26 protein-coding genes, 1 pseudogene and 1 riboswitch are annotated in these 26925 nt (G+C 64.2%); of the genes and pseudogenes, 9 read left to right on the top strand and 18 right to left on the bottom strand.

The window, feature by feature from the left end:
* Positions 1-14: 14 nt before the first annotated feature.
* From AC1ZQA_RS01485 to AC1ZQA_RS01520, 8 genes are all read right to left on the bottom strand, one after another.
* Positions 15-851: an 8-oxoguanine DNA glycosylase gene (locus tag AC1ZQA_RS01485; protein WP_482678077.1), complete on the bottom strand. Its 837-nt coding sequence runs from the start codon at positions 849-851 to the stop codon at positions 15-17.
* Positions 848-1546, bottom strand: coding sequence for a DNA adenine methylase (locus AC1ZQA_RS01490; RefSeq protein ID WP_482678078.1), 699 nt, complete (start codon positions 1544-1546; stop codon positions 848-850). The genes AC1ZQA_RS01485 and AC1ZQA_RS01490 overlap by 4 nt, the downstream gene beginning before the upstream one ends.
* A gap of 119 nt (positions 1547-1665) precedes the next feature.
* On the bottom strand, positions 1666-2253 hold the full coding sequence (locus tag AC1ZQA_RS01495) for a recombinase family protein (RefSeq protein ID WP_482678079.1): 588 nt from the start codon (positions 2251-2253) through the stop codon (positions 1666-1668).
* Between the two features lie 106 nt (positions 2254-2359).
* Positions 2360-2935, bottom strand: coding sequence for a recombinase family protein (locus tag AC1ZQA_RS01500; RefSeq protein ID WP_482678080.1), 576 nt, complete (start codon positions 2933-2935; stop codon positions 2360-2362).
* 126 nt (positions 2936-3061) lie between these two features.
* Positions 3062-3361, bottom strand: coding sequence for a type II toxin-antitoxin system YafQ family toxin (locus AC1ZQA_RS01505; protein WP_196240184.1), 300 nt, complete (start codon positions 3359-3361; stop codon positions 3062-3064).
* 50 nt (positions 3362-3411) lie between these two features.
* The gene (locus AC1ZQA_RS01510; protein ID WP_482678081.1) at positions 3412-4029 is read right to left on the bottom strand and encodes a thermonuclease family protein; all 618 of its coding nucleotides are present in this window, start codon (positions 4027-4029) and stop codon (positions 3412-3414) included.
* Entirely contained in the window at positions 3953-4510 is a 558-nt protein-coding gene (locus AC1ZQA_RS01515; RefSeq protein ID WP_482678082.1) for a hypothetical protein, read from the bottom strand. The genes AC1ZQA_RS01510 and AC1ZQA_RS01515 overlap by 77 nt, the downstream gene beginning before the upstream one ends.
* 10 nt (positions 4511-4520) lie before the next feature.
* Positions 4521-5591 (bottom strand): ImmA/IrrE family metallo-endopeptidase, encoded by a 1071-nt coding sequence (locus AC1ZQA_RS01520; protein ID WP_482678083.1) that lies wholly within the window; start codon positions 5589-5591, stop codon positions 4521-4523.
* 432 nt (positions 5592-6023) lie between these two features.
* Here AC1ZQA_RS01520 and AC1ZQA_RS01525 point away from each other — a divergent pair.
* Positions 6024-6611, top strand: a pseudogene (locus AC1ZQA_RS01525) (ATP-binding protein); the annotation flags it as partial.
* A gap of 297 nt (positions 6612-6908) precedes the next feature.
* Here the strand turns inward: AC1ZQA_RS01525 and AC1ZQA_RS01530 are convergent.
* From AC1ZQA_RS01530 to AC1ZQA_RS01540, 3 genes are all read right to left on the bottom strand, one after another.
* Positions 6909-7700: a glycine zipper 2TM domain-containing protein gene (locus AC1ZQA_RS01530; protein WP_482678084.1), complete on the bottom strand. Its 792-nt coding sequence runs from the start codon at positions 7698-7700 to the stop codon at positions 6909-6911.
* Between the two features lie 83 nt (positions 7701-7783).
* Complete coding sequence (locus tag AC1ZQA_RS01535; RefSeq protein ID WP_482678085.1) at positions 7784-9061, bottom strand: O-acetylhomoserine aminocarboxypropyltransferase/cysteine synthase family protein; 1278 nt, start codon at positions 9059-9061, stop codon at positions 7784-7786.
* A gap of 68 nt (positions 9062-9129) precedes the next feature.
* Positions 9130-10032, bottom strand: a complete 903-nt coding sequence (locus AC1ZQA_RS01540; protein WP_482678086.1) for a helix-turn-helix domain-containing protein — start codon at positions 10030-10032, stop codon at positions 9130-9132.
* A 247-nt stretch (positions 10033-10279) separates the two neighbouring features.
* Here AC1ZQA_RS01540 and AC1ZQA_RS01545 point away from each other — a divergent pair, with 247 nt between their 5' ends.
* The 3 genes from AC1ZQA_RS01545 to AC1ZQA_RS01555 are packed head-to-tail and all read left to right on the top strand — an operon-like array spanning position 10280 to position 16158.
* The gene (locus AC1ZQA_RS01545; protein ID WP_482678087.1) at positions 10280-11785 is read left to right on the top strand and encodes an efflux transporter outer membrane subunit; all 1506 of its coding nucleotides are present in this window, start codon (positions 10280-10282) and stop codon (positions 11783-11785) included.
* 54 nt (positions 11786-11839) lie between these two features.
* Complete coding sequence (locus tag AC1ZQA_RS01550; RefSeq protein WP_482678088.1) at positions 11840-13024, top strand: efflux RND transporter periplasmic adaptor subunit; 1185 nt, start codon at positions 11840-11842, stop codon at positions 13022-13024.
* 14 nt (positions 13025-13038) lie between these two features.
* Positions 13039-16158: an efflux RND transporter permease subunit gene (locus AC1ZQA_RS01555; RefSeq protein WP_482678089.1), complete on the top strand. Its 3120-nt coding sequence runs from the start codon at positions 13039-13041 to the stop codon at positions 16156-16158.
* A gap of 88 nt (positions 16159-16246) precedes the next feature.
* Here AC1ZQA_RS01555 and metH read toward each other — a convergent pair whose 3' ends face one another.
* A complete protein-coding gene (gene metH, locus AC1ZQA_RS01560; RefSeq protein ID WP_482678090.1) occupies positions 16247-18985 on the bottom strand; it encodes a methionine synthase in 2739 nt (912 codons plus the stop codon).
* A gap of 55 nt (positions 18986-19040) precedes the next feature.
* Positions 19041-19121: riboswitch (S-adenosyl-L-homocysteine riboswitch) on the bottom strand.
* A gap of 70 nt (positions 19122-19191) precedes the next feature.
* On the opposite strand from metH, the gene AC1ZQA_RS01565 reads away from it, so the two are divergent.
* Entirely contained in the window at positions 19192-19806 is a 615-nt protein-coding gene (locus tag AC1ZQA_RS01565; protein WP_482678091.1) for a Crp/Fnr family transcriptional regulator, read from the top strand.
* A gap of 8 nt (positions 19807-19814) precedes the next feature.
* Here AC1ZQA_RS01565 and AC1ZQA_RS01570 read toward each other — a convergent pair whose 3' ends face one another.
* A complete protein-coding gene (locus AC1ZQA_RS01570) occupies positions 19815-19979 on the bottom strand; it encodes a hypothetical protein (RefSeq protein ID WP_482678092.1) in 165 nt (54 codons plus the stop codon).
* 53 nt (positions 19980-20032) lie between these two features.
* The gene (locus AC1ZQA_RS01575; RefSeq protein ID WP_482678093.1) at positions 20033-20707 is read right to left on the bottom strand and encodes a class I SAM-dependent methyltransferase; all 675 of its coding nucleotides are present in this window, start codon (positions 20705-20707) and stop codon (positions 20033-20035) included.
* A gap of 105 nt (positions 20708-20812) precedes the next feature.
* Between AC1ZQA_RS01575 and lipB the strand changes: the two genes are divergently transcribed.
* The 3 genes from lipB to AC1ZQA_RS01590 all read left to right on the top strand — a co-directional run bounded on the left by lipB (position 20813) and on the right by AC1ZQA_RS01590 (position 23007).
* A complete protein-coding gene (lipB, locus tag AC1ZQA_RS01580; RefSeq protein WP_482678094.1) occupies positions 20813-21475 on the top strand; it encodes a lipoyl(octanoyl) transferase LipB in 663 nt (220 codons plus the stop codon).
* 20 nt (positions 21476-21495) lie between these two features.
* Positions 21496-22458 (top strand): lipoyl synthase, encoded by a 963-nt coding sequence (gene lipA / locus AC1ZQA_RS01585; RefSeq protein ID WP_482678095.1) that lies wholly within the window; start codon positions 21496-21498, stop codon positions 22456-22458.
* Between the two features lie 93 nt (positions 22459-22551).
* The gene (locus tag AC1ZQA_RS01590) at positions 22552-23007 is read left to right on the top strand and encodes a DUF3429 domain-containing protein (protein ID WP_482678096.1); all 456 of its coding nucleotides are present in this window, start codon (positions 22552-22554) and stop codon (positions 23005-23007) included.
* Between the two features lie 10 nt (positions 23008-23017).
* On the opposite strand, the gene AC1ZQA_RS01595 is transcribed toward AC1ZQA_RS01590, so the two are convergent.
* From AC1ZQA_RS01595 to AC1ZQA_RS01605, 3 genes are all read right to left on the bottom strand, one after another.
* A complete protein-coding gene (locus tag AC1ZQA_RS01595) occupies positions 23018-23503 on the bottom strand; it encodes a transcriptional repressor (RefSeq protein WP_482678097.1) in 486 nt (161 codons plus the stop codon).
* Between the two features lie 38 nt (positions 23504-23541).
* Positions 23542-24234, bottom strand: coding sequence for a cupin domain-containing protein (locus AC1ZQA_RS01600; protein WP_482678098.1), 693 nt, complete (start codon positions 24232-24234; stop codon positions 23542-23544).
* 176 nt (positions 24235-24410) lie between these two features.
* A complete protein-coding gene (locus AC1ZQA_RS01605) occupies positions 24411-24698 on the bottom strand; it encodes a GGDEF domain-containing protein (RefSeq protein ID WP_482678099.1) in 288 nt (95 codons plus the stop codon).
* Between the two features lie 9 nt (positions 24699-24707).
* Between AC1ZQA_RS01605 and AC1ZQA_RS01610 the strand changes: the two genes are divergently transcribed.
* Entirely contained in the window at positions 24708-25148 is a 441-nt protein-coding gene (locus tag AC1ZQA_RS01610) for a hypothetical protein (RefSeq protein WP_482678100.1), read from the top strand.
* 6 nt (positions 25149-25154) lie between these two features.
* Here AC1ZQA_RS01610 and aceB read toward each other — a convergent pair whose 3' ends face one another.
* On the bottom strand, positions 25155-26741 hold the full coding sequence (aceB, locus tag AC1ZQA_RS01615) for a malate synthase A (protein ID WP_482678101.1): 1587 nt from the start codon (positions 26739-26741) through the stop codon (positions 25155-25157).
* Positions 26742-26925 lie beyond the last annotated feature (184 nt).

A 26925-nucleotide genomic window follows, 5' to 3' on the forward strand; every position in this document is an offset into this window, starting at 1 on the left:
CCCGTCAGGCTGCATCAGATCAGATGCAGTTCATGCTGGAGGTTGGCCCCCCGCGATCGCCAGCATGAACTGTTCGACAGGGATTCCAGATGTTCGATCACAGCGCGTGCCGCTTTCGGTGACGAGGCCATCTCATACCAGATCACTGCATCGAGTTCTGAGGTTCGAACATCTAAAGCCTCGCTGAACTGAAGGAACAGGGCTTCCAATTGGGAGTAGTGACGCTCTACAGTGAGTTCGCGAGGGAATAGGCCCAGCACCTGGCCAATGCGCATGATGTGAATATCCAGGATCGCTACGTCGTCGGCGTCCTTGCAGTTGCGGGCGATCCATGAGGCTGTCTTGGGCCCTACACCAGGGAGTTGCATGAGCCAGTCACGCAATTGCCGTCCTGTTTCGAAGGTGGGCGGCGCCTGGACTTTGGGTAGTGCGGCCGCGAGGAAGCGTGCCTTCTGCGCAGCGAAGCGGTAGCGCACCGAACGCGTGCCTTTATGCGACACAATCTGTAAAGGCTCCTTCAACCATTCCTCGATCGTCGTCTGCGAAGGGGGGAATGAACCGAAGGCGCCGCGCTCGTGAAGCCGCCTGTATGCGGCCAGCCCGACCGTAGCCGGGATGCCATGGCCGCCCAGCAGGCAGGCGGCAACTTCTTCTGCCAGTGTGCGGCCAAGCTTGTAGTCTGCCGGTCGACCTGCGAGGCGCCGCGCCACGACTTGAAATTGCCAATAGGCGGGCGTCGGGAACACGTCGAATGCGCCCCAAGGTACTCTGCCCATGAGCGGCTCATCAGGAGGTGGCATCTCCACTTGGATGACGCCGGTGCGGGTGAGGAGGCTGGCTGTCTGTGTCATGGTCTGTTGCTCTGGTTGCGGGCGGCATGCAATGGATAGGTTTCGCTGAGCCATTGAGTGAACGCTGCGCGCTCGACGGGATTCATACGGATGAACTTCTCCTGCAGACGCTGTAAGCGGCGCTTGGTTGTCTGCCGATCTCGGAAGTTCTCGCCGACGAAGCGGCTGTCATGCAATACTTTTGGCGGGTCGAAGTTGAACCACAGCGTTTCTTCACGGAGATCGATGTGGGTTTTTGCAGTGAATGTCCGGGTTCGCCATCCCTGCAGCCGTTCTCTGTAGAGTTCGTTGGCATAGCCGGAGAGGATGACTCTGCAGGGCAGCGAAGTGAGCAGTGTCAGCAACTGTGCATGGTCTTCGACGGCATAGTCGTGCCTGTAGACCCTGGCCTGTCGACGCGTTTCAGGGTGGTAAGGCGGGTCGGCGTAAATCACCTCGTCACCCTGGAACGGGTATTGGGTGAGGAAGTGTTCGGCGCGCTCGCAGCGCAGCTCGACTTCGAGCGCGCGGCCCTGACTCTGCGACCAAGCACTGATCACCTGCTTGTCTATGTCGATTCCGATACTGTGGGATGCCGGTCGCTTGTGACGCATCACCGCCCCGCCACCTAAGTGTGTCTCGATGTAGACACGATGTGGTGGCATCAGGTTGATGACGTGCTGGAAGGTCTTACCCTTCCCTCCGGGATAGCGCATAGGTACGAATCATCGTCAGAACTGACGATGATGTCAATGGGCCTATCCGGGTGGGGACGCCAGTCAACAGCAGGGACGCTGTTTGACACTTGTAGTTCGCTTGTCGAGTCTGTGTTGGGTCAGCATGCAAGCGCGGCGGTCGAATTCGCCGGATGCCCCGCCGCCTCCAGCGCCTTGTTGAGGGTGACCCGCGAGACCTTGAAGTGCTTGGCCACCTCGGTCTTGGTCATGTAGGGATCGTGCAGCATGGCGGCAGCTTTGCGTACGTCTTCGGCACTTAGCTTGAACTTGCGCCCGCCCTTGCGTCCACGGGCGCGGGCGGCGGACAGTCCCGCCAGGGTGCGCTCGCGGATGAGGCTGTGCTCGAACTCGGCCAGGGCGCCGAAGACGTGGAAAATCAGCTTGCCGCCAGCACTCGCAGTGTCGATGCTCTCGGTCAGCGATCGGAACGCCACGCCGCGCTGCTCCAGATCGTGGATGATCTCCACCAGGTGCTTGAGCGAGCGCCCTAGGCGGTCGAGCTTCCACACCACCAGGATGTCGCCCTTGCGCAGGGTGCGTAGGCAAGCGACCAGTTCAGGGCGATCGGCGAGCTTGCCGGTCATCTTCTCCTGGAAGACCTGCTCGCACCCCGCCGCCTTCAGCGCATCGAGCTGAAAGTCGGGATGTTGGTCTTGCGTGGAGACGCGGGCGTAGCCGATGAGCATTCAAACGTACCTTGCGTGAACGTTGAATACTTTACGGGTTGTTTGGCGCGAAGGCAATCGGAACCGGGGGATTCTTGTCGTTTTCAGAAGGCGACTGCACGAAATATCAGGAGTCGGCTGCACTGCCAGAACTGGCCGTCTGCAAGGCAGCGTAGAGAGCGGTTTTTCCTACCTTGAGGCGTGCGGCGGCCTCGCGGACATTCAAGCCGTTGGCGACAAGCTCCCGCGCTCGTTGCAACTTGTCGGCAGTGACAACCGGCTTGCGTCCGCCTTTGCGCCCGCGTGCGGCGGCAGCGGTCAACCCGGCCTTGGTGCGCTCGCGGATCAGGTCGCGCTCGAACTGGCCCAGCGCACCGAACACATGGAAGATGAGCCGTCCGCCCGGCGTGGTGGTGTCGATGTTTTCAGTCAACGAGCGGAAGCCGACGCCCCGTGCTTCCAGCTTGCCGACCGTCTCAATCAGGTGCGGCAGGGAGCGGCCAAGCCGATCCAGCCGCCAGACGACCAGCACATCGCCATCGCGCAGATAAGCCAGCGCATCGGCCAAGCCGGGCCGGTCTGCCTTGGCCCCGGATGCCGTGTCCTCGAAAACCCGTTCGCAGCCTGCATTGCGCAGCGCATCCGTCTGCAAGGCGGTGTCCTGTTCCGCCGTCGATACCCGCGCATAGCCGATGAGTGCCATTTCCGCCCATTTGTCCGTTATACCGTCCGTCTATCTTATTGTCCGTCATCCCGTTGCGCAAGATGTTTTCGGACAGGCGTCCGGTTTGGCCGCCTAATGATCGTTTGGCGGACAAGGCGACTGGCATCAGCCGAACAGCTCGCTATGGGAGCCAAGCCGCGCCAGTCGCAGGGTGTCGGCGTCGGACTTGCGGTAGATCAGCAGCAGGTCGGGCTTGATGTGGCATTCGCGGTAGCCCGCCCAATCGCCGGAAAGATCGTGGTCGCGGTATCGCACATCCAGGGGCTGATCGGTCGCCAGCGCGACCAGAACCGGCTTGAGGTCATCATTCGTGCAGCGGACTCCTGATACTGTTCGTTCAATAGACGACTGCACAACAGCCTTCAAACCGCGTTGTCTGGTGCAGTCGTCTTCTGAAAATGACATCTTGGTTGGTCGGCGGAGCGTACATAAAACGACCGTTTTCTTTGCTCACCTCACTGTGGCTGCCGGCGTGCCTTTCGCCACTCCCACGGCGCCACCGGATTCGGCTCACTCCAGAGCCCTTGACGCCTTGATCGCGCCAGATCCTCCGCGCGTTCATAGGCTGCAGCATCTTCTCCTGCCTGCTCTCGGGAATACTTCCGATACCACCAGGCCATACCGGCTTCAACTTGCCGCAACCCGGCGTCCGTGGTTTTCGGGCACGCTGGGGCCGGGCAGGACGGCGGGGCCACCATGACCTGACCGACGATGCGCCGGTAGCGATCCCGCTTGTGCCAGATCACGTCGACCGTGCGGCCATAGACCAGATCGGAAAGGTGCTGCTTGGATCGCTGACCAAAGGGTTGCTTCTTCTCCGGGGCATCAATGCCGGAGAGCCTGATTTTGAACGACTGGTGATCGGCGTCAAGCACGGTGATGGTGTCTCCGTCACTCACGCCTACGACTTGGCCGGTGAGGGAGGCTGCGGCGGCTTGGCTGAAAGCGAAAAGCAAGGCGCAACCGAAAACGCTCCAGATGGATGTTCGTGTCATCTCAGCGTGAATGCCGCTGGTTGTGATGGCAGCGCTTTTGGGGATCGCAGCCGGCACAATACCGATTATTTTTTTCATTCAGAAATGGATCAACGCCATCTGCCTTGATGACTTGCCAAGCATATTGCGCGCTTAATTGCCCACTGAATTCTTGGTCGGCATAGCTTGCCGCCGCCTTAAAGCAATAGTGCGGGACACCATAGCCATGTGCTGCGTAAAGTAGCGCCTTGTCGCAAGCAAGAAGAATGGATTTCCCACTTTCCTGAACGCAAAAAAACAAAAGTCGAAGGTCAGCGGGATCGCTGGCAATCTTTTTAATTTTTAGCTGCAAATCGGTAGGGGCATTCAAGATGCGATCTGCCACATCTTCGTCTGATAAAGCGCAAGGCAAAGGATCCGCGTCTTGGCAGCAGTCGATCTTGGCCAGTTGCTCCGCGTCCATAACAACCCGACCACCAAATGCGTCTACCATTAGACCCATCAACTCGCAATCCGGGTCCACCTTGCAAAGCCTGTCTTTGACGCAGCTTATATCGAGCACCACAAATTCATACTGCATCACGCGGATTTTATTGTTCGATTTGTAAGGTATGACGGAGGTTACTGAGAACGGAGTCACCGAACTCGGCTTCATGGGCGTCAATCAGCCGCACAATAAATCGCGTTGTCTCGACAACAAGGTTACGGGTATCTTGCAAACCAAAGGTTCCTTGAAGGCTTTCGTCCTGTTGCAGCCTGTCGCGAATGACAGAATAAGTGATCTTGTTTTGCCTGAGTCTTGCAATATCAAAAATCGCATTCGCCAACACAAAAAGGCTGGCGCCGGACTGACTTAACAGTTGCTTGGTTTCGCCCATGCCTAGCCCTGACACGAAGCGACCATAAGCCTTCTCGGCATCGGCCCAAGGGACGAGCCATAGTTGTGCCCATTTGTTGGCCCGATATTCGGGAATGATCTCACGGGGAATTTTTTCTTTGTAGAAATCCACGCCGAGATGATCCGGGGGGATGTTCTTCTTCTGGTCAAAGAGAGCGTGCCACAACTCATGCAGCAGCGTGAACCGCAACCTGGTCAAAGGCTGATCCATGTTGACGATGACTAGAACCTTTCCAGAGCTTGCACTCAGACACATCCCGTCCAGCGCTTCAGTGCCTAAACGAAGCCCGATTAACGGAATGCCCCACTGTCTGTATGCGTCCTCGACCTTGGTGCTGCCTAGTTTCGTTTGAGCGGCACTCGCCGCATGCTTGACCTCTGCAAGGAGCATCCCTGGATCGTCGCTCGTGTCACCGATCCTGACGGGCAGATAGGGGACCTTTGGCTTGGGCAGCAAATCCTCAATGCGGAGAAACGCCTTGGTCAGGTCGACAACGGCTTGCTGTTCTGTGGCCGAGGACTTTCTCCAGGAGATGAACGCGGTCACAGGCTGCGGAGACAGGACTTGAATCAAATCCTTGCCAAGCGCGCCGAAGACTTGGCGAAGCTCCCCAAAGCTGATCTCTCGCGTCCCGGCAAGATACTCGGAGATGATGCCCTTCTGAACTCGCGACAAGTTCGCAAGCTCAGGCAATGCCAGATCCTGCCGAGTCATTTCGGCCTTGATTTGCTTCGAGACGTGGGATCGGACTTGCTGCGACACGGGCGCACCTGTATGTAGAGAGTCTTTGCGGAACCGGGGCGAGAAGAGTTCGACGATCCTAGGCGCACTCCGCGCTCCGCGGGCGCGCGCGATCTAAAACCTGATGCTGTTGCGCGATTGCGCAAGGAATTCGAGGCAGCGTGGTTGCGAAGTTGCGACACTTGCGCGCCTGTGGATTTGTGGACGATGCTCTTCGAGCACCTGGCCTTTCGCTTCGCTCCGCCGTGGACAACGCCTATGGACGGACTTCGCCGCCCACAGGGTTGCCCACCGCACCGGCCCTTCGCCCACAAGCTCCACAGGCTCCAGCTACCAATCTGAGACACAACCAAACCCACCCCGGCTATTCTCGCCCTGCCGCATCCCGCGCGCAGAAGACGCACCGCACAAGGATCATTGGAAGATTCCTGCATTATTGGAAATTCCCAGTCGGAGTTTGACCGTGCTGTGCTCGACAGTCTGCGCGAGCCGCTGGAAACCGGGCGCATCCACATTTCGCGTGCGGCGCGGCAGGCGGAATTCCCCGCGCAGTTCCAACTCATCGCGGCGATGAACCCCTGCCCGTGCGGTTACCTGGGCCATCCCACGCGCGCGTGCCGCTGCACCCCCGATCAGGTCGCGCGCTATCAGGGGCGCATTTCCGGCCCCTTGCTCGACCGCATCGACATTCAGGTCGAAGTCGGCGCCATTGCGCCCGAGACCTTGCTGCAATTGCCACAGGGCGAAACCAGTGCGCAGATCGCAGCGCGCGTGGCTGCTGCGGCGGCGGTTCAACGGGAGCGCCAAGGCGTGCTCAATGCCGGGCTTCAGGGCGCCCTGCTCGATGCCCACTGTGCGCTGGATGCCGCGGGCAGCGCATTTCTTGCGCAGGCGATCTCCCGTCTGGGCTGGTCATCGCGCGCGGCGCATCGCGTGCTGCGGCTGGCCCGCACCATTGCCGATCTGGCCCAGGCGCAAACCATCACCCTGCCGCATCTGGCTGAAGCCATGCAACTGCGCCGCGCGCTGGCCGCGCAGTGACTCCAGGACGAACGGCCTCGGCTGGCACAGCTGTGGGCAAAAAAAAGCCAGGTGCGTTGCGCACCTGGCTGGAAATGCCCGGATCGGGGGGGAGAGTCTGTAGAGCAGACAACCGGGCAACTTGGAGGGCCACATGATTGAGCAAGAACTCAAACCACAGTAGCACCTGTTCTGTTCAGGAAAAATCCGGAAAGTTCACCCCATTTTGTAACGCGACATCTTTCCCGTCAATCATTGCGATGGAGTGTGGCGACACCCCGCGAACAGGCGGTGTGATCGCCGCGAAATTTTGGGCAGTCACTGAATCGGGTTGAGTCCGCCGTCTGCACCAATCTGCACGCGCTGGCCGACAGGCGGTGCCACCTTGAGTTGCAGCGTGCGCACCTGCCCGTCTTCCATGCGAACCTGCACGTTGTAGACAGTCTGCGCATCCACCCGCTTGGCAATCTCGTTGCCGGCCAGGCCGCCGCCGATCGCACCAGCCACAGTTGCCAGCTTGCGGCCATCACCGCCACCAACCTGATTCCCCAGCAAGCCGCCCACGATACCCCCGGCGATGATGCCCACGGGGTTGTTCTGCTGGGACTGCACCTGCTGCGGCGTGACCGCGATCACCGTGCCGCAGGTGTTGCACACCGGCTGCTGCGGCGCGGCTTGCACCGGGTTGGGTTGCGGGGCGAACTGTTGTGGTGCAAATTGCTGTGGCGCCATATTGCTGTTTTGCGCCACCGGCGTGGGCTGCGGCGTCGGGGCCGGACGCGTGACAACAGGCTGCCGCACCGGTGCTGGCGCGGCCTGCCGCTGGGCGATCTGGGCAGCGGCCTGCGGCGCCGCAGGCGAGGGTGCGCCGGTCTGGGCTGCCGCCTGCGCGCTGGCCTTCTGCGCAGCGGAGGCCAGTTGCGGCGGAGCGATTGCGGCAGAAGCTGCGGCCACGCCGGGTGATGCTGACGCAGAAGGATTCGCCGGGGGCTGACTCATTTTGTACAGCACGGCGGCCAGCAGGGCCACGATGACCGCGCCCATGGCAAATACGGCGATCCAGACGCCCTTGCCCGTGGTGGCCGGGCCCTGTGGAGGAATTGATGACATGACACTCTCCCGAAGTCGATTTGTTGCTGTTTAACGCGACGACCGAGCCATTTGCTGACAGCGCCAGAAATGGCCCGGCAGTTTCATGGTTCGCTGGCCTGCAGCGCCTGATCGAGGTCGGCGATCAGATCCTGCACATTCTCGATGCCGATGGACAGCCGCACCATGTCCTCGCTGACCCCGGCGGCGGCCAGTTCCTGTGCGTTGAGTTGCCGGTGCGTGGTCGTCGCCGGGTGGCAGGCGAGGGACTTGCAGTCGCCGATGTTGACCAGCCGCGTGAACAGCTTGAGCGCGTCCTGAAAGCGCGCCCCGGCGTCTCTGCCAGACTTCAGGCCGAAGCTCAGAATGCCCGAGGCGCGGCCGTGCATCAGGCGCTGCGCCACATCGTGATCGGGGTGATCCACCAGTCCGGCGTAGCGGACCCAGGCCACGCGCGGATGCTGTTGCAGATGCTCGGCAATGTGCAGCGCGTTGGCGCAGATGCGGTCCATGCGCAGCGGCAGGGTTTCGATGCCCTGCAGAATGAGGAAGGCGTTGAGCGGCGACAGCGCCGCGCCCATGTTGCGCAGCGGCACCACGCGGGCGCGGGCAATGAATGCGGCTGCGCCGAACTGCTGCGTGTAGCTCACGCCGTGATAGCTCACATCGGGCTCGACCAGCAGCTTGAAGCGGTCTGCATGCGCCATCCAGTCGAACTTGCCGGAATCGACAATCGCCCCGCCCACGCTGTTGCCGTGGCCGCCGAGATATTTGGTCAGCGAATGCACCACGATGTCCGCGCCATGCGCGATCGGGCGGCAGAGATAGGGCGACGGCACGGTGTTGTCCACGATCAGCGGCACGCCGTGTGCGTGCGCCACGGCGGCCAGCGCGCCGATGTCGGTGACGTTGCCCAGCGGGTTGCCGATGGTTTCGCAGAACACCGCGCGGGTGCGGGCGTCGATCAGGCGCTCGAAGCTCGCCGGGTCGCGCGGATCGGCAAAGCGCACCTCCAGGCCTTGCCGCGGAAACGTGTGCGCAAACAGGTTGTAGGTGCCGCCGTACAGGCGGCTGCTGGACACGATGTTGTCACCTGCCTCGGCCAGGGTTTGAATCGCCGCCGTGATGGCCGCCATGCCCGATGCCACCGCCAGCGCCGCAATGCCGCCTTCGAGCGCAGCAACGCGCTTTTCCAGCACGTCATTGGTCGGATTCATCATGCGGGTGTAGATGTTGCCCGCCACCTTCAGATCGAACAGATCGGCGCCATGCTGGGTGTTGTCGAAGGCATAAGACACCGTCTGATAGATGGGAACCGCCACGGAGCGGGTGACGGGGTCGGGGGCGTAGCCACCGTGCACGGCCAGGGTTTCGAATTTCATGGAATCTCCTTGTTCTGGTGCAGCGCAAAGCGTACTGCGCGCCGCGGGTCACGCCAAAGAACTTTTGTTCAGATCGGTATGCCGACCTGCTGCGTCGAAGCCGCAATGTCCGGTTCGTCCAGGGGGACCGTCGCCGGGCCGCGCCGACTGGCCGCCATGTCGCGCTGCTGCGACTGGAAATAGGCCGCGGGCGTGCTGCCCAGCGCCAGACGAAAGGCCTTGATGAAGGCGCTGACACTGTCATAACCGAGCGATAGCGCCACGTCCTTGACGGCGCGCCCCGTGGCCAGCCATTCCAGCGCCTGGGTGAGCCGCGCCCACTGCCGCCACTGCGCAAAGCTCATTCCGGTTTCCTCCACGAACTTGCGGCTGAGCGTGCGCGGGCTGATGTCTGCCCAGCGCGCCCATTGCTCCAGGGTGCGCGGGCTGGCGATGTGCGCCATCAGCGCGCGGGCGATTGCCAGCAAGCGCGCATCGCGGGGCCAGGGCAGCTGCAGCGGCCGCGCCGGAGACTGCCGCAATTCATCGAGCAACACCAGCAGCAGCCGCATGCGGCCGAGATCGAGCCGCTCGTCGTGCGGCCAGGACAGCGCCTTCTGCAGGATGAGGGCAACCAGCGGATTGAGCGCGTAGCTGGCGGGCTCGGACGGCAGATCGCCGCAGAGCTGCGGCACGAGAAACGCGCCAAACCCCGCGGTCGGGCCGAAAGACTGCACCGCATGCTCCACGCCGGGCGGCATCCAGCCGATGGTCTGCGACGGCGCCAGTTGCCGCCCTTGCGCGGTTTCCACCACCACCAGTCCTTCGGTCAGCAAGAACAGCGTGCCGCGTGCATGGCAATGCGTGGTCGGGTCCATGGCCACCTGGTTGCGGACGTTCACCGCAATCAGTTCGGCGCCGCCCTGATGGTTGATGCGTTCGTGCAGCTCGGTGTTGCTGCATTCTTGACTGGAGCGTGCGGAGGCCGACATGGGATTGGCGTTTTTGCGATATTCATTGGCATAGTAAAGCAACCCGGCCAATGATCCTTGCCCTAGCATGCTTCGCAACCAAACCCTTGGATCTGCGGTTCGCACCCGGCAGACTTTGGGGCTGACCCCTAGAATCGGCCGACCTTCAGAACAGCCTGCAATCGCGCCATCCCGGCGGGTCATGCGGGTTGTTTCAGCGGGCACGGCACTTGCCATGCCGCCCGACCGTCTTTCAGGAACGCGTCTCATGCAGAATCTTTTCGCGACCCCTCGCGTGATGTGGATGGCCCTTGGCGCTGCGCTGCTTGCAGGCTGCACCACGGTCGGCCCCGATTTCAAGACCCCGCCTGCACCCGGAGTCAAGCAATACACGCGACAGGCTCTGCCGACGCAGACCGCTTCCGCGCCCGGAGCCATGGGCGCGGCGCAGAGGTTTGAAACCGTCGACAGCATCGCCCCCGACTGGTGGCGCGCCTACGGATCTGCCCGGCTCGATGACCTGGTGAACACGGCCCTGCGCAGCAGCCCGACCCTGGCCGCCGCCGAGGCCACATTGCGGCAGGCGCAGCAGACCTACGCCGCGCAGGCTGGCTCCACGCTCTACCCCACGGTCAACGGCAAGCTCGGCGCCAGTCGCAACCAGACCAATGCGGCGTCTGTCGGCCAGAGCAACAATGCCAGCAACATCTTCAATCTGTACAACGCAAGCATTGCGGTCAATTACAACTTCGACCTGTTCGGCGGCAACCGCCGCGCGCTGGAAGCCCTGGCCGCGCAAGCCAATTACCAGCAGTATCAACTCGACGGCGCCCGCCTGACGCTGGCTGCCAATGTGGTGACGGCGGCATTCACGCAGGCCCAGCTTGCCGCGCAGATCGACGCCTCCGAGGCCATCCTCAAGGCGCAGCAGAATCAGCTCGAGATCGCGGTCAAGCGCTTCGATCTCGGTGCGGCCGCCCGCACGGACGTGCTGACCCTGCAGACCCAGGTGGAGCAGACCCGCGCCACCATTCCGCCGCTGCGCAACAAGCTCGAACAGACCGATCACCTGCTCGCCGTGCTGCTCGGGCAGGCGCCGGGCGCAGCCGACATCCCGCGCTTCACCCTGGCCGACTTCCATCTGCCGCAGACCCTGCCCGTGGTCGTGCCTTCTGCGCTGGTGCAGCAGCGCCCGGACATCCAGGCCAGTGCCGCGCTGCTGCATGCGGCCACGGCGCAGTATGGCGTGGCGGTGTCCAACCTGTACCCGCAGATCAATCTCAGCGCCAACCTGGGCACGCAGGCGCTCACACTCGGCGCCTTGTTCGGCCCCGGCTCCACGGTGTGGGCGCTGGCCGGGCAACTGGCGCAGCCGCTGTTCAACGCCGGGCTGAAGGCCGGCGCCAATGCGGCCGAAGCCAGCCTGCAGGCGGCGGGCGCCAACTATCAGCAGACCGTGCTGCAGGCCCTGCGCAATGTGGCCGATGCCCTGCGCGCGCTGGACAACGACGCCCAGACGTTGCAGGCGCAGGCCGCGGCCGACGCGTCTGCACAGGAGTCGCTCAAGTTGGTCGATCAGCAATATCAGCTCGGCGCGGCCAGCTATCTGCAGCTGCTCACCGCCCAACAGCAGGCGCAGCAGACCCGCATCGGCCTGATCTCTGCGCAGGCGCAGCGCCTGTCCGACAGCGCAGCGCTGTACCAGGCCATGGGCGGTGGGGTGCTCGCGCAGCCCGCAACCCAGGCGCAGACCGCGAAGATGTCCGCCCACTGAGCAATCGCCGCTTCGACCAAGCAGACCACCGAAACCAGGACACGGAGTACACAGATGACCAAAGGCACAACCAAGCGCATGATCATCATGCTCATCGTCGCAGGCGTGATCGTCGGCGGGGTGGTGTGGTTCCAGGGATTCAAGAACACCATGATCGCCAAGGCGATCAAGGGGCAGTCCAACCCGCCGCAGACGGTCTCGACCACGGTGGCCGAGGTCTCGCGCTGGCAGCCCACGGTCGAGGCGCTGGGCAATCTGCGCGCCAGCCAGCAGTCCAGCCTGAGCGCGCAGATCGGTGGCATCGTCACTGCGATCCATTTCGAATCGGGGCAGAAGGTGCGCGCCGGACAGTTGCTGGTGCAGATCGATGACGCCCCACAGCGCGCGCAGTTGGCGCAGCTGCAGGCGCAGCTCGGGCAAGTGCAGGCGCAACTGGCGCTGGCGCGCATCAACCTGCAGCGTGACGAGGCGCAGCTCAAGGCGCAGGCGGTCAGCCAGGCGGTGGTCGATACCGACCGCGCCAATGTCGCCAGCTTCGAGTCGCAGCTCAAGGCGCTGGGTGAGCAGATCAATGCACAGAAGGCGGTGATCGCGCAGGCCAGCATCCGCGCACCGTTCTCGGGCGTGCTCGGCATTCGGCAGATCGACCTGGGCCAATATCTTGCGCCGGGCGCCACCGCCGTCACGCTGCAGCAGCTCGATCCCATGGACATCGACTTTACCGTGCCGCAAAGCCAGATCGATCTGATCCAAACGGGCATGCGCGCCCAGGTGCAGTCCAACGCGGCACCTGACAAGACCTATGCCGCCAAGGTCATCGCGATCGAGCCGCAGGTCGACCCGAGCACGCGCAACCTCAAGGTACGCGCGCGCATCGCCAACCCCAGTGGCGCGCTGCTGCCCGGGGTGTTCGCCACGGTGCGCATCGACGACGGCCAGCCGCGCGACTATCTCACCCTGCCCAACGCCGCGGTGGCCTACAACCCGTATGGTGCGACCGTGTTCGTGGTCAAGGACGAAGGCAAGGGGGCGGATGGCAAGCCCAGGCTGGTTGCCGAGCAGCGCTTCATCACCACCGGCCCGACCCGCGGCGACCAGGTCGCGGTGCTCTCGGGGCTGAAGGCGGGTGAGACCGTGGTCACTGCCGGGCAGCTCAAGCTGCGCAATGGTGTTCCGCTGTTGATCAACAACAGCGTGCAGCCGTCCAACAGTCCCAACCCGCAAGTCCCCAATTCCTGAACAGGCCGCTGACGATGAACAAGAAATTCACCGACATTTTCATCGAGCGCCCGGTGCTGGCCACCGTGGTCAGCCTGGTGATCCTGGTGCTGGGGCTGCGCTCGGTCGGACTGCTGCCCGTGCTGCAGTACCCCTACACGCAGAACGCCGTGGTCACGGTCACCACCGCCTATCCCGGCGCCGACGCCAATCTGGTGGCCAGCTTCATCACCACTCCGCTGGAAAACGCCATTGCCCAGGCCAATGGCATCGACTACATGACCTCCAGCAGTGTGCAGGGGTTGAGCACCATCACCGTCAACCTGCGGCTGAACTACGACCCGGACAAGGCGCTCACCGAAATCAACACCAAGGTCAACTCGGTGCTCAACCAGCTGCCCCCGCAGTCGCAAAAGCCGGTGCTGTCGGTGTCGATCGGGCAGACCATCGACGCGATGTACATCGGCTTCTACAGCGATGTGCTCAAGCCCAACCAGATCACCGACTACCTGATCCGCAGCGTGCAGCCCAAGCTGCAGGCGGTCGAGGGAGTGCAGACCGCAGAAATCCTCGGCGCGAAGAACTTTGCGCTGCGCGCCTGGCTCGATCCGAACAAGCTCGCCGCCTACGGGCTGACCGCCGCCGACGTGTACCAGGCGCTGGCGGCGAACAACTATCTGGCCTCCACGGGCAACGCCAAGGGTCAGATGATCCAGATTGCCCTGTCGGCCAACACCGATCTGAAGTCGCTCGAGGGCTTCAAGAACATGGTGATCAAGTCGGTGGGCGGCAAGGTGGTCCGGCTCGATGATGTGGCCAACGTCACGCTGGGGTCGGATGACTACGACACTGCGGTGGCGTTCGATGGCAAGACCTCGGTGTACATCGGCATTCAGGTTGCGCCGGGTGCCAACCTGCTCGATGTCATCGCGCGGGTGCGCAAGGCGTTCCCCGACATCCAGTCGCAGCTGCCTTCTGGGCTGAAGGGCACCATCGTCTATGACTCGACCAAGTTCGTCAACGCCTCGATCGACGAGGTGGTCAAGACCCTGGTCGAGGCTGTGTTCATCGTCGCGCTGGTGGTGTTCCTGTTCCTGGGCTCCTTGCGCTCGCTCATCATCCCGCTGGTGGCGATTCCGCTGTCCATCGTCGGCACCTTCACCGTCATGCTGGCGCTGGGCTACTCGATCAATCTGCTGACGCTGCTGGCCATCGTGCTGGCCATCGGCCTGGTGGTCGACGATGCCATCATCGTGGTCGAGAACGTCAGCCGCCACCTCGAGGAGGGCATGAGCCGACACGACGCCGCGGTGCGCGCCGCGCGCGAGCTGGCCAACCCCATCATCGCGATGACCATCGTGCTGATCGCGGTGTATGTGCCCATCGGCTTCATGGGCGGCTTGACCGGCGCGCTGTTCACCGAGTTTGCCTTCACCCTGGTCGGTACGGTGGTGATCTCCGCGATCATCGCACTGACCCTGTCGCCGATGATGTGCTCACGGCTGCTCAAGGCACCCAACCCGCAGAGCCACAGCCTGCAGGACCGCATCGTGCTGTTCCTCGACCGCACCTTCGAGCGTCTGCACAACCGCTACGAGCGCGTGCTGCACGGCTCGCTCGAGTTCCTGCCGGTGACCGCGGTGATGGCGCTGATCGTGCTCGGTTTCATCCCCTACCTGTTCACCACCTCGATGTCCGAGCTGGCGCCGCAGGAGGATCAGGGGGTGCTGATCTCGATCTCGTTCAACAACCCTGCGGCCACGCTCGACCAGCGCGCGCTCTACGCCAAGCAGGTGTACGAGGTGTTCAAGCAATTCCCTGAAACCGACCATGTGTTTCAGCTCAACACCCCGAGCCAGGTGATCGGCGGCATGGTGCTCAAGCCCTGGGATGAACGCACCAAGACGGCCACGCAGCTGCAGCCCGTGGTGCAAAAGGACCTCAGCCACATCGCCGGCAGCCAGATCGCGGTGTTCCAGCCGCCGCCGCTGCCGGGCGCGCGCGGGCTACCGATCCAGTTCGTCATCACCACCAGCGAGCCGTTCTCCAACCTCTATCAGGTCTCGCAGAAATTCCTGCAGGATGCGCTCAAGACCGGGCGGTTCATCTTCCTGCAGTCCGACCTGCGCATCGATCTGCCGCAAACCCGCATCTCGATCGACCGCAACATGGCCGCGCAGCTCGGGCTGACCATGCAGGACATCGGCTCGGCGCTGTCGGCCATGCTCGGCGGCGGCTATGTCAACTTTTTCGAGCTCGACGGCCGCTCGTACAAGGTCATCCCGCAGGTCGAGCAGAAGTTCCGCCTCAACCCGGACGCGGTCAAGCACTACTACATCCGCACCGCCAGCGGCGCGATGGTGCCGCTGTCCACCGTGGTGCACCTGACCAACACCGTCCAGCCCGAGACCATCAATCACTTCCAGCAGGCCAACTCGGCGACCATCCAGGGCGTGGCCATGCCCTTTGTCGCGCAGGGGCAGGCGCTCGACGACCTCAAGACCCTGGCGCAGCGCACCCTGCCCGCGGGCTACAGCTTCGACTACGCCGGGCCGTCGCGGCAGTTCGTGCAGGAATCGGGCGGGCTGCTGCTGACCTTCGGCTTCGCGCTGGTGATCATCTTTCTCGCGCTGGCGGCGCAGTTCGAGAGCTTCCGCGACCCGATCATCATCCTGGTGTCGGTGCCGATGGCGATTTCGGGCGCGCTGCTGTTCATCAACCTCGGCATCGGCCATGCCACGCTCAACATCTATTCCGAGGTCGGGCTGGTGACCCTGATCGGTCTGATTTCCAAGCACGGCATTCTGATCGTCGAGTTTGCCAACAACCTGCAGCGCGAGGGGCTGAGCAAGCGCGAGGCGATCGAGCGGGCTGCCGGGCTGCGGCTGCGCCCGATTCTGATGACCACCGCGGCGATGGTGTTCGGCGTGTTTCCGTTGATCTTCGCCAGCGGTGCCGGTGCGGTCAGCCGTTTCAGCATGGGCCTGGTCATCGCCTCCGGCCTGTCGATCGGCACGCTGTTCACGCTGTTCGTCGTCCCCGCGATGTACATGCTGATTGGCGCGGATCACAGCCATGAAGCGCGTGCCAAGGCCTTGCGGGATGCCGAGGCTCAAGCGGTTGCAAACGGCGGCGGGTTGGTGGGCAAGGCCTGAGCCGCGTCGCAAGGCACAAAAAACCGACCTTCGGGTCGGTTTTTTTATGGTCACGTGGAGGGCTGTCGTCTCGGCACGCCCACAGGGCTCAGACCGCTGTCTGCGCCAGTGCCTGCACCGCGACCGATTCCAGCGGCCGACCGGCGCGGCGTTCCCAATCGGCTTTCTGGTCGGGTCCGACGGGGCCGACGTTGAAGTATTGCGACTCGGGGTGGGCGAAGTAAAAACCGCTCACACTCGCCGCAGGCAGCATGGCCCAGCTCTCGGTCAGGGACATGCCGATGTCCTGCGCCTGCAGCACGCGGAACATCTCGCCCTTGACCGAATGCTCGGGGCAGGCCGGATAGCCCGGCGCCGGGCGAATGCCGCGATATTTTTCGGCGATCAGCTCGGCCGTGCCGAGCGATTCGTCCGGCGCGTAGGCCCAGAATTCGGTGCGCACGCGCTGGTGCATCCGTTCGGCCAGTGCTTCGGCCAGCCGGTCGGCCAGCGACTTGAGCATGATGGCGGAATAGTCGTCGAGGTCGGCGAGAAAGGCCTTTTCCTTGGCTTCCACGCCCAGACCCGCGGTCACGGCGAACACGCCGAGGTAGTCTGGTGCCACGCCCTTGGGTGCGATGAAGTCGGCCAGCGCGCGGTTGGGGCGGGGCACGCCGTCGACCACGGGGCGCTCGGTCTGCTGGCGCAGGCCATGCCACACCATCAGTTCGGTGCTGCGGCTCTCGTCGGTGTAGAGCGCGATATCGTCGTCGTTCACGCTGTTGGCAGGCCACAGGCCGATGACGGCATTGGCCGTGAGCCAGCGGCCCTCGATCAGCCGCTTGAGCATGCGCTGCGCGTCGCTGTAGACGCGGCGTGCGGACTCGCCCACGATGTCGTCGGTGAGGATGTCGGGAAACTTGCCCGCCAGATCCCAGGTCTGGAAGAACGGCGCCCAGTCGATGCTGGCGGCAATCTCGGCCAGGTCGTAGTTGCGGAACACGCGGCGGCCGATGAACTTGGGCACCGGCGGGGTGTAGGCCGACCAGTCGATGCGGGCCTTGTTCGCGCGCGCCTGTTGCAGTGACACCAGCGGCGTGACGCGCTTGTTGGCATGCAGTTCGCGCACCTTCACATAATCGGCCTCGATCTCGGCAATGAAGGCCGCGGCCTGATCGGAGAGCAGGTTCTGCGCCACGCCCACGCTGCGCGAGGCGTCGGGCACATAGACCACCGGGCCGTCGTAATGCGGCGCGATCTTCACCGCGGTGTGCACCCGGCTGGTGGTGGCGCCGCCGATGAGCAGCGGCATCTTGCGGCTGCGGAAGTAGTCGTCGCGCTGCATCTCAGCGGCCACGTGCTGCATCTCCTCGAGGCTGGGGGTGATGAGGCCGGACAGACCGATGATGTCCGCACCTTCCTCGCGCGCCTTGGCGAGAATGTCCTTCGCAGGCACCATCACACCCATGTTCACCACTTCGAAGTTGTTGCACTGAAGCACCACGGTGACGATGTTCTTGCCGATGTCGTGCACGTCGCCCTTCACCGTGGCGATGACGATCTTGCCCTTGGCGCGCACATCGCAGCCCGCTGCCTGCATTTCCAGCTTCTCGGCCTCGATGTACGGCAGCAGATGTGCCACCGCCTGCTTCATCACCCGCGCACTTTTCACCACCTGCGGCAGGAACATCTTGCCCGCGCCGAACAGATCGCCGACCACGTTCATGCCGTCCATCAGCGGGCCTTCGATGACATGCAGCGGCCGCCCGCCTTCGGCGCGCATGGCCTGCCAGACTTCCTCGGTGTCGTCGATGATGAAATCGGTGATGCCGTGCACCAGCGCATGCGAGAGCCGCTGGCGCACCGGCAGTTCGCGCCAGGCCAGCCGCGCGGTGTCGTCCTTGGCGGCGCCCCTGACGGTTTCGGCCACTTCCAGCAGGCGTTCGGTGGCGTCCGGTCGGCGGTTGAGCACCACGTCTTCCACGCGCTCGCGCAGCGTGGGGTCGAGATCGTCGTACACCCCCATCTGCCCCGCGTTGACAATGCCCATGTCCATGCCGGCCTGAATGGCGTGATACAGGAACACGGTATGGATGGCCTCGCGCACCGGCTCGTTGCCGCGGAAGGAGAAGCTCACATTCGACACGCCGCCAGACACCTTGGCGCCGGGCAGGTTCTGCTTGATCCAGCGCGTGGCGTTGATGAAATCGACTGCGTAGTTGTTGTGCTCCTCGATGCCGGTGGCAATGGCGAAAATGTTTGGATCGAAGATGATGTCTTCCGGCGGAAACCCCACCCGATCGACCAGCAGGCGGTAGGCGCGTTCGCAGATCTCGATCTTGCGCTGAAAGGTATCGGCCTGTCCCTGCTCGTCGAAGGCCATGACCACCGTGGCCGCGCCATAGCGCCGCAGCAGCCTGGCCTGGCGGATGAACTCAGCCTCGCCTTCCTTCATGGAAATGGAGTTCACCACCGGCTTGCCCTGCACGCAGCGCAACCCGGCCTCGATCACGCTCCACTTCGAGCTGTCGATCATCACCGGCACGCGGGCGATGTCGGGCTCGGATGCCATGAGGTTGAGAAACCGCACCATCGCCGCCTTGCTGTCGAGCATGGCTTCGTCCATGTTCACATCGATGATCTGCGCGCCGTTTTCCACCTGCTGCCGTGCCACGGCAAGCGCCTTGTCGAACTCTCCAGCCAGCACCATGCGGGCGAAGGCCTTGGAGCCGGTGACATTGGTGCGCTCGCCGATATTGACGAACAGCGAGCCAGGGCCAATCGACAGTGGCTCCAGCCCGGAGAGTTGCAGGGGAGGCGGGGCGGAATGCGTGGCGTCGGCGGGCATGGGGATTTTCTCGGAGTGGGGTCTGGCAGGGCCTTGCGCGCCGTGCAGGCGGGCGTCTGGGTGAGCGCCGTTGATTCCCCCAAGCCTGGCACCAGCGGGTGACCCCGCAATCGATGCTGCAACGCTCCTTGGAAGCACCTATTGTAAAGATCGGCGCGTCACCGTGCCGACAGGCCTACCATGAGCGCGCTACGCCTTTTTCGACCATGCCTGACCGACGTTCTCCCATCCGCACCGACCACGCCACCTGGGCGCCGCGCATCGCGCAACTGCTGCTGCGCCAGCCGGGGCATCGTCTGAGCGCGGAAGATGCCGTGCTCATCGCCAACCTGATGCAGGTGCGCTGGGTGCAGGCGGGCACGCGCTTCATCCAGCAGGACGACGACACGCACGATGGCACCATCCTGATGCTGCTCTACGGCGAGGTCAGCGTGGAAAAGGCGCCGCAGCACCAGGGCGACAGCCTGGTGGTGTCGATTGCCAAGGCCGGGCAGATGTTCGGTGAAATGGGCGTGCTGCTCGACGCGCCGCGCAGCGCAAGTTGCGTGGCCTATTCCGACGTGGCGCTGGCGGAACTCAGCCGCCAGGCGCTGGAGCAACTGGTGGAGCAGCACCCCGCAGCGGCGGCGCGGCTGGCGCTGGGCATTGCCAGCCGTCTGGCCGAGCACCTGCGCGATACCTCGAACAAGCTCAGCTCCATGTCGCGTCTGGTCAGTGCCATGCACCCGGCCATCCGCTCGCAGATGCTGGGGCCGAAGTCGGGTTTCTCGCCGAGTCAACTGGCGGACCCGGCCGATCCGTCCGACCCCCTCGCGGATTGACTGCGCTGTTACAGCCGCCCCACGGCCTCTGCGGCCAGCCAGCTCACCACACTGGCGAGCAGGAAGACCAGAAACCCGATATGGCTCTCCATGCCCAGGCGCTCGGTGAAAAACCGCCGCAGGCCATACACGGCGAAGGGGTAGATGATGAGGGAGACAAAAAATCCAGCCACGGCGCGTTTCTCCAATCCATCGCCGCCCGCCGCATGGCGGCATCGACGCGCCGCTATTGTGTCGGGTCCGGCGCCTGGCAGGTGTGAGGGGCTGTAAAAGCACGCTGGTAAACGAAAACCGAGGCGGGTGGCGCGTTGCGCCAGGCCAGCCCCGCTCGGCGCACATGCAGCCCCAGGTCGTCGCGCAGGGCCCGTGACACCGGGCTGGCATGACCATAGGTGAACTGCACGAAACAGCCGCCGGGCCGCAGCACGGCAAAGGCCTCCGTCAGAATGGCGCGCTGGGTGGCGCGCGGCATCGACAGCAACCCAAGGCCGCTGATCACCGCGTCCGCCGGTCCCTCCTGCAGATAGCCCGACGCCTGTGCCGCGGTGCGCAGCGCGCAGGCATCGGCCCGGATCACCTGCAGGCCGGGGAAGCGCTGGCACAGCAGGCCGTGCAACGCGGCGTCGCGCTCGACCACCAGCAGATTGCGCGCGTGCAGGCCATGGTCGATCAGCGCGCGGGTGAACGCGCCGGTGCCGGCGCCGAGTTCGATGACGCGCTGCGTCGCCGGGTTGGTGTCCGGCAGCAGCGACAGCGGCTTGAGCATTTTCTGGCTGAGCTGCCGACCGGACGGCAGCACGGCGGCGACGCCCATCGGATCACGCGCCCAGGCGCGCAGAAACACGCGGATCTGGTGCACGGTGCGAATGCGGGTGGTGGAATCTGTTGACGTGAAACGCATGCGGATGCAGGACAATTGCTGTCTTTCGAAGCCGGTTTTTCACCCGGTCTTCGGTTGTCTCCCTGGGATACCTATTTTCGTGCCGCAACACAGGCTCACCTTAGCATGAACCCGAACGCCAGCGCCGACGCAGCACCCGTCCTGCAATGGCTGGGTGTTCAGGACTATGCGCCCACCTGGGACGCCATGCGCGCGTTCACCGAAGCGCGCACGCCCGCAACGCCCGACCAGCTCTGGGGTGTGGAGCATCCGCCGGTGTTCACGCTGGGACAGGCCGGCAGGCCCGAGCATGTGCTGGTACCGCATGCGGTGCCGGTGGTGCAGACCGACCGCGGCGGGCAGGTGACCTATCACGGGCCGGGGCAGGCGGTGATCTATCTGTTGCTCGACATCCGCCGTCACCGCTGGATGGTGCGCGAAACCGTACAGCGCATCGAGGAGGCGGTGATCCGCACGCTGGCGCGGTGGGACATCGCCGGGCAGCGACGATCGGGTGCGCCCGGCATCTATCTGGCCAGCGGAGAGAAGATTTCCGCGCTCGGGCTGAAGGTGCGCGGGGGCTGCACCTACCACGGCGTGGCGATCAATGTGGCGATGGACCTGACGCCGTTCGATTGGATCAACCCCTGCGGCTATCCGGGGCTGCGCACCATCGACATGGCCAGCCTGGGCGCGCAGGCGACAACCCAGCAGGTGGCAGCGGCCTTCGCCGAGGAATTCGGTGCGATCTGGCAGGCATCTGCCGTCGCGCCTACCATGACGGTCTGATTGCGTTTTTTCATGCTGCCATGACCCCGCCCACCCCCCTGCACACCGACCCCACGATCAAACAGAAAGGGCAGGCCAAGACCGCGCGCATTCCGATCAAGATCGTCGCCGAGCACGCGCCGCTGCGCAAGCCAGAGTGGATTCGGGTGAAGGCGGCCGCGCCCTCGTCGCAGTTCTATGCCATCAAGGGGCTGCTGCGCGAACACAGGCTGGTGACCGTGTGCGAGGAGGCGAGCTGCCCCAACATCGGCGAATGTTTCGGCAAGGGCACGGCGACCTTCATGATCATGGGCGACAAATGCACCCGGCGCTGTCCGTTCTGCGACGTCGGCCACGGCCGGCCCGACCCGCTCGACCCCGACGAGCCCACCAATCTGGCCCGTGCCATTGCTGCGATGAAACTGCGCTACGTGGTCATCACCAGCGTGGACCGCGACGACCTGCGCGATGGCGGCGCGCAGCATTTTGTCGACTGCATCCAGGCCACCCGCGCGCAGTCGCCCGGCACGCAGATCGAGGTGCTCGTGCCCGACTTTCGTGGTCGTCTGGACAAGGCGCTGGACATTTTCGCTGCCGGCCTGCCAGATGTGATGAACCACAACCTCGAGACCGTGCCGCGCCTGTACAAACAGGCCCGTCCGGGTGCCGACTATGCGCATTCGCTCAAGCTGCTGGCCGACTTCAAGGCGCGCCATCCCGGCATCCCGACCAAGAGCGGGCTGATGGTCGGGCTGGGCGAAACCGACGACGAGATTCTCGCGGTGATGCGCGACATGCGTGCCCATGACATCGACATGCTCACCATCGGCCAGTACCTCGCGCCCACCGGCCACCACCTGCCGGTGGCGCGCTATGTGCACCCCGATACGTTTGCCCTGTTCGAGCGCGAGGCGCGCGCGATGGGCTTCACCCATGCGGCGGTCGGCGCTCTGGTGCGCAGCAGCTATCACGCGGACCAGCAGGCGCATGCAGCCGGGGTTTGACGCGCTGGTTTGCGCGCGCGCAGCAGTGCGCACGGCGGGGTCGGCGACAATTCTCTCAGTTCACCTCGCCCTGCATGCACTGGAGACCTCTCGATGAAATTTCCCGCCTACGCGCTTGGCCTTGCCGGGCTGATTCCCTTCATCGCGCTGGGGCTGGCTGTCTGGATTGCGCCCGAAACCTCGCTGACCGCCGTGGTGGTGATCCAGGCGCAATACGCGGCAGTCATTCTGGCGTTTCTCGGCGCGCTGTACTGGGGGGCGGCATTTGTGCTGCCCGAGGGGCAGGTACAGCGCCCCTGGCTGCTGCTGAGCTGGGGCGTGGTGCTGCCGCTGTGGGCCTGGCGCATGACCTGGGCATCGAACTGGGTGTACGGCATGACCGGGCTGTTCATCGGTCTGGCCGTGGCATATGGCGTGGATGTCATGCTGCGCAAGCAGTTGCCGTGGCCCGCGTGGTTCCTGCAACTGCGGCTTTGGCTGACCCTGGGCGCCTTGCTCGGTCTGGGGCTGACGCTGGTGCGGCTTTACACCCTCAAGCCCGCAGGCTGACGCTGCGCGCTCAGTCGGTCTGACCTGCCTTGGCGGCGCAGCCCGCGCACAGCCCCTGCACTTCCAGCCGGGCATGATGGGTGACAAAGCCGGTGGCGCCCACGGCCTGCGCGATGGCGACGTCGAGGGCGTCGCTGTGCAGCTCCTGCACCCGCCCGCATTGCGTGCACAGCAGCAGGTGCGCCGCATGCGGTGTGTCCGGGTGGTTGCAGCCGACAAAGGCGTTGAGACTGTCCACCCGGTGTACCAATCCCTGTTCCAGCAGAAAGTCGAGTGCGCGATACACCGTCGGCGGCTTGGCGGCGTGATCCTCGGTGGAGAGCTGGGCGAGCAGGTCGTAGGCCTTGACCGCCTCGGTGCGCGACTGCACCAGCTCCAGCACCCGGCGCCGCAGCGGGGTGAGACGCACACCCCGGGCGGCGCACAGGGCTTCGGCGTGCAGCAGCGCGTCTTGCGCGGCGTGAAGGTGGGCAGGGAGGTGTCGGTGTGCAGTCATGCGCGCAAGTATGCAACAGACCGCGCTGCCGATTGGTTTCAGCCCTGTTCGGGCAGATGGCCGACCTTGACGAAGATGGTGCAGCCCTGGCTACTGAAGGGGGCGTGCTGGCTGAGGTGCGGGCTGCGCATCCAGGTGCCTGCGGGGTAGCGTCCGTGCTCATCCTCGAAGATGCCTTCGATCACGTAGATTTCTTCTCCGCCCCAGTGACGGTGCGAGGTGAACACGGTGCCGGGCGCCCATTGCACCAGCGCTGCGTGTTCGCCGGCAAAGTCGGACAAGGGCTTGACGCTCAGGCCCTGCACCAGTCCGGGTATCCACGGCATCTGGTGGGTGTTGATCGCCACACGCTGGCGATCGTCTGGCTGCATGTGGCGCAGTTTCACCAGCAAGGTGCAGCCGCGTTCGGTGAACGGCGCGTGGCTGGAGCCCGGTGGGTTCTTCAGATACGTGCCCGCCGGGTAAACGCCGTGCTCGTCGGCAAAGGTGCCGGCGAGCACCAGGATTTCCTCGCCCAGGGGATGGTTGTGCGCGGCAAACCGGGCACCCGGGGCGTAGCGCACGATCGAGGTGGCACGCGCCGCCTCGCCGCCGTCGCGCTCGATCAATTTGCGCTGCACGCCCGCTGCGGGCGAATCCACCCAGGGCAGGGTGTTGGTGTCCACGACTTCGGCGCGGGAAAAATCGGCGCGCAGCAGGGTGGGGGCTGGGATTTCAAGCAAGGCGCTCATGGGAACAATGTTCAGGGCTGAGGTATGGCTTGCCGTGGTGATGCAACACGTCGGGCAGGCTCTTGTGGGAGGCGCACATACTATGCCGCTGCGCCTCGGTCTTGCAGCGGCTGGCTGCAAACACGTGTCAACCGTGCTGGCATTGCCCGCAGTGCGTGCGTTTGCTGCTTCAGCGCTCAGGCCGTGGACAGGTTGCCGAGCTCGGCAAAGGCGGTTTGCGCGACATGCACCCGGTTGCGCCCGGCGGCCTTGGCGGCGTAGAGCGCGCGGTCGGCGCGGATCAGCAGATCGTCGAACGCCTGATCCTCGGCGCTGGCCTGGGCCACCCCGATGCTGACGGTGACCGACTGATGCTCCGGCTCCGGTGTCCAGGTGGCGATGTGCTGGCGCAGGCGCTCGGCGATGGCTTGCGCCAGGGCCAGCTCGGTCTGCGGCAGAAACAGCAGGAACTCCTCGCCGCCCATGTGTGCGACATGGTCGCCGGGCTGGTGCCCAATGCCAGCGCGGCGGCGGCGACCAGGATCAGCAGCACGGCCTGTTCCTGGTCGCGGTTTGCCCCATCGAAAAACTGCGTGCTGGCCCGCCAGGCGGCAAGCGCAGAGGCGACCATTGCCACATCCGCCATGGTGTCGCGCAGTACATCCGGCACATGGCCGCGCAGCGCCAGCAGCGTGAGCGATGCCGCGCCGATGCCGCAAAACACCGCCCAGGCCCGCGCGCTGCGCCGTGAGGTCGTCAACAGGCCTGTCACTGCCATCCAAGCCAGCGCGAACAGCAGCTGCTGCAGCGCCACGGACAGCGGCTGCCATTGGATGGTGGTGAACGCGCCAGGCATGATGACTTGCCGTGTTTGGGTCGTGAATCCATCGCACGCAAAAAAGCCGCCCGAAGGCGGCTTTCGCGCTGGGGCTTGATGTGGCTCAGCCGAGTTCCTCGTACAGCGGCAGGGTGAGGAAATCGGTGAAGGTGTCGCCGGTGGCCATCTGCTCGAAAATGCGGGCGGCCTTGTCGAACTGACCCTCGGCGCCGGTGGCTTTCACCCTGGCCAGTTCTTCCGGAATGAGGCCGCGTACCAGTTCGGCAGTCACCTTGCGGCCATCGGCCAGCACGCCCTTGGGGCTCTGAATCCACTGCCACACCTGGCTGCGCGAGATTTCGGCGGTGGCGGCGTCTTCCATGAGGTTGTGGATCGGCACGGCGCCGCTGCCCGCAAGCCACGCGCCGAGGTAATGGATGCCGACGTTGATGTTGTTGCGCAGGCCCGCCTCGGTGATGGGCTGCTCGGGCTGGAAGTCGAGCAGGTTTGCGGCGGTCACGGTCACATCCTCGCGCGTCTTGTCGATCTGGTTCGGCCGGTCGCCCAGCACCGCGACGAATTCCTCCATCGCCACCTGCACCAGGCCGGGGTGCGCGACCCAGCCGCCGTCGTAGCCGTCGGTGGCGTCGCGGCGCTTGTCCAGGCGGATGCCTTCCATTGCCTTGGCGTTTTTCTCGGGGTCGTTCTTGATCGGAATCAGCGCGCTCATGCCGCCGATCGCCGGTGCGCGCCGCTTGTGGCAGGTCTTGAGCAGCAGCAGCGCGTAGGCGCGCATGAACGGCACGGTCATGGTGATCTGGCTGCGGTCGGCCAGGCAGAAGTTGCGGTCGTGCTTGAACTTCTTGATGGCGCTGAAGATGTAGTCCCAGCGCCCGGCGTTCAGGCCGGCACTGTGCTCGCGCAGCTCGTAGAGAATTTCGTCCATTTCGAACGCGGCGAGAATGGTCTCCACCAGCACCGTGGCCTTGATGCTGCCCTGCGGCAGGCCCAGTTCCTGCTGCGCCAGCACGAACACATCGTTCCACAGCCGCGCCTCCAGATGGCTTTCCATCTTGGGCAGGTAGAAATACGGCCCGGCGCCTCGCGCGCGCAGTTCGTGCGCGTTGTGAAAGAAGAACAGCCCGAAGTCGAACAGCCCGCCGCTGACGCGCTGGCCGTCCACCAGCACATGCTTTTCGTCCAGATGCCAGCCGCGCGGGCGCACCTGCAGCGTGGCGATGGTGTCGTTGAGTGCGTAGGTCTTGCCGCCCGTCTCCAGGCGAATGGTGCGGCGGATGGCCTCGAACAGATTGATCTGCCCCTGGATCTGGTTGTCCCAGTTCGGGGTGTTCGCGTCCTCGAAGTCGGCCATATAGCTGTCGGCGCCCGAGTTGAAGGCGTTGATGATCATCTTGCGGTCGACCGGGCCGGTGATCTCCACCCGGCGGCGCTGCAAGGCAGTTGGCAGCGGGGCGATGGTCCAGTCGCCTTCGCGCACCGCGCGGGTTTCGGGCAGGAAGTCGGGCTTTTCCCCGGCGTCGAGCCGCTTGGTGCGCGCCGCGCGTGCGGCCAGCAGCTGCTGGCGGCGCGGCTCGAAGGCGCGGTGCAGCTTGGCGACGAAGGCCAGCGCCTGCGGGGTGAGAATGCGGTCAAAGCCCGGTTGCAGCGGGGCGGTCAGCGTGACGCCCGACGGGGCGGAAGAGGTAGTCATTTGGCGATCTCCGTGAATGTGAGTGGCAGGCTTGCGTCGTCAGCGGTGCAACGGGTTGCGTGGCGCGCTGGCAAACGCCCATCTTTGTGGGATGCCCACAGTTTATGCTGCAGTGCGACATCAAGCCATCGGGTCGCGGCGAAAGCATGTGGGGCAATACTGAATAAGTCCTTGTGATGGTGCG

This window comes from Thiomonas sp. DCM-2 (assembly GCF_056820905.1).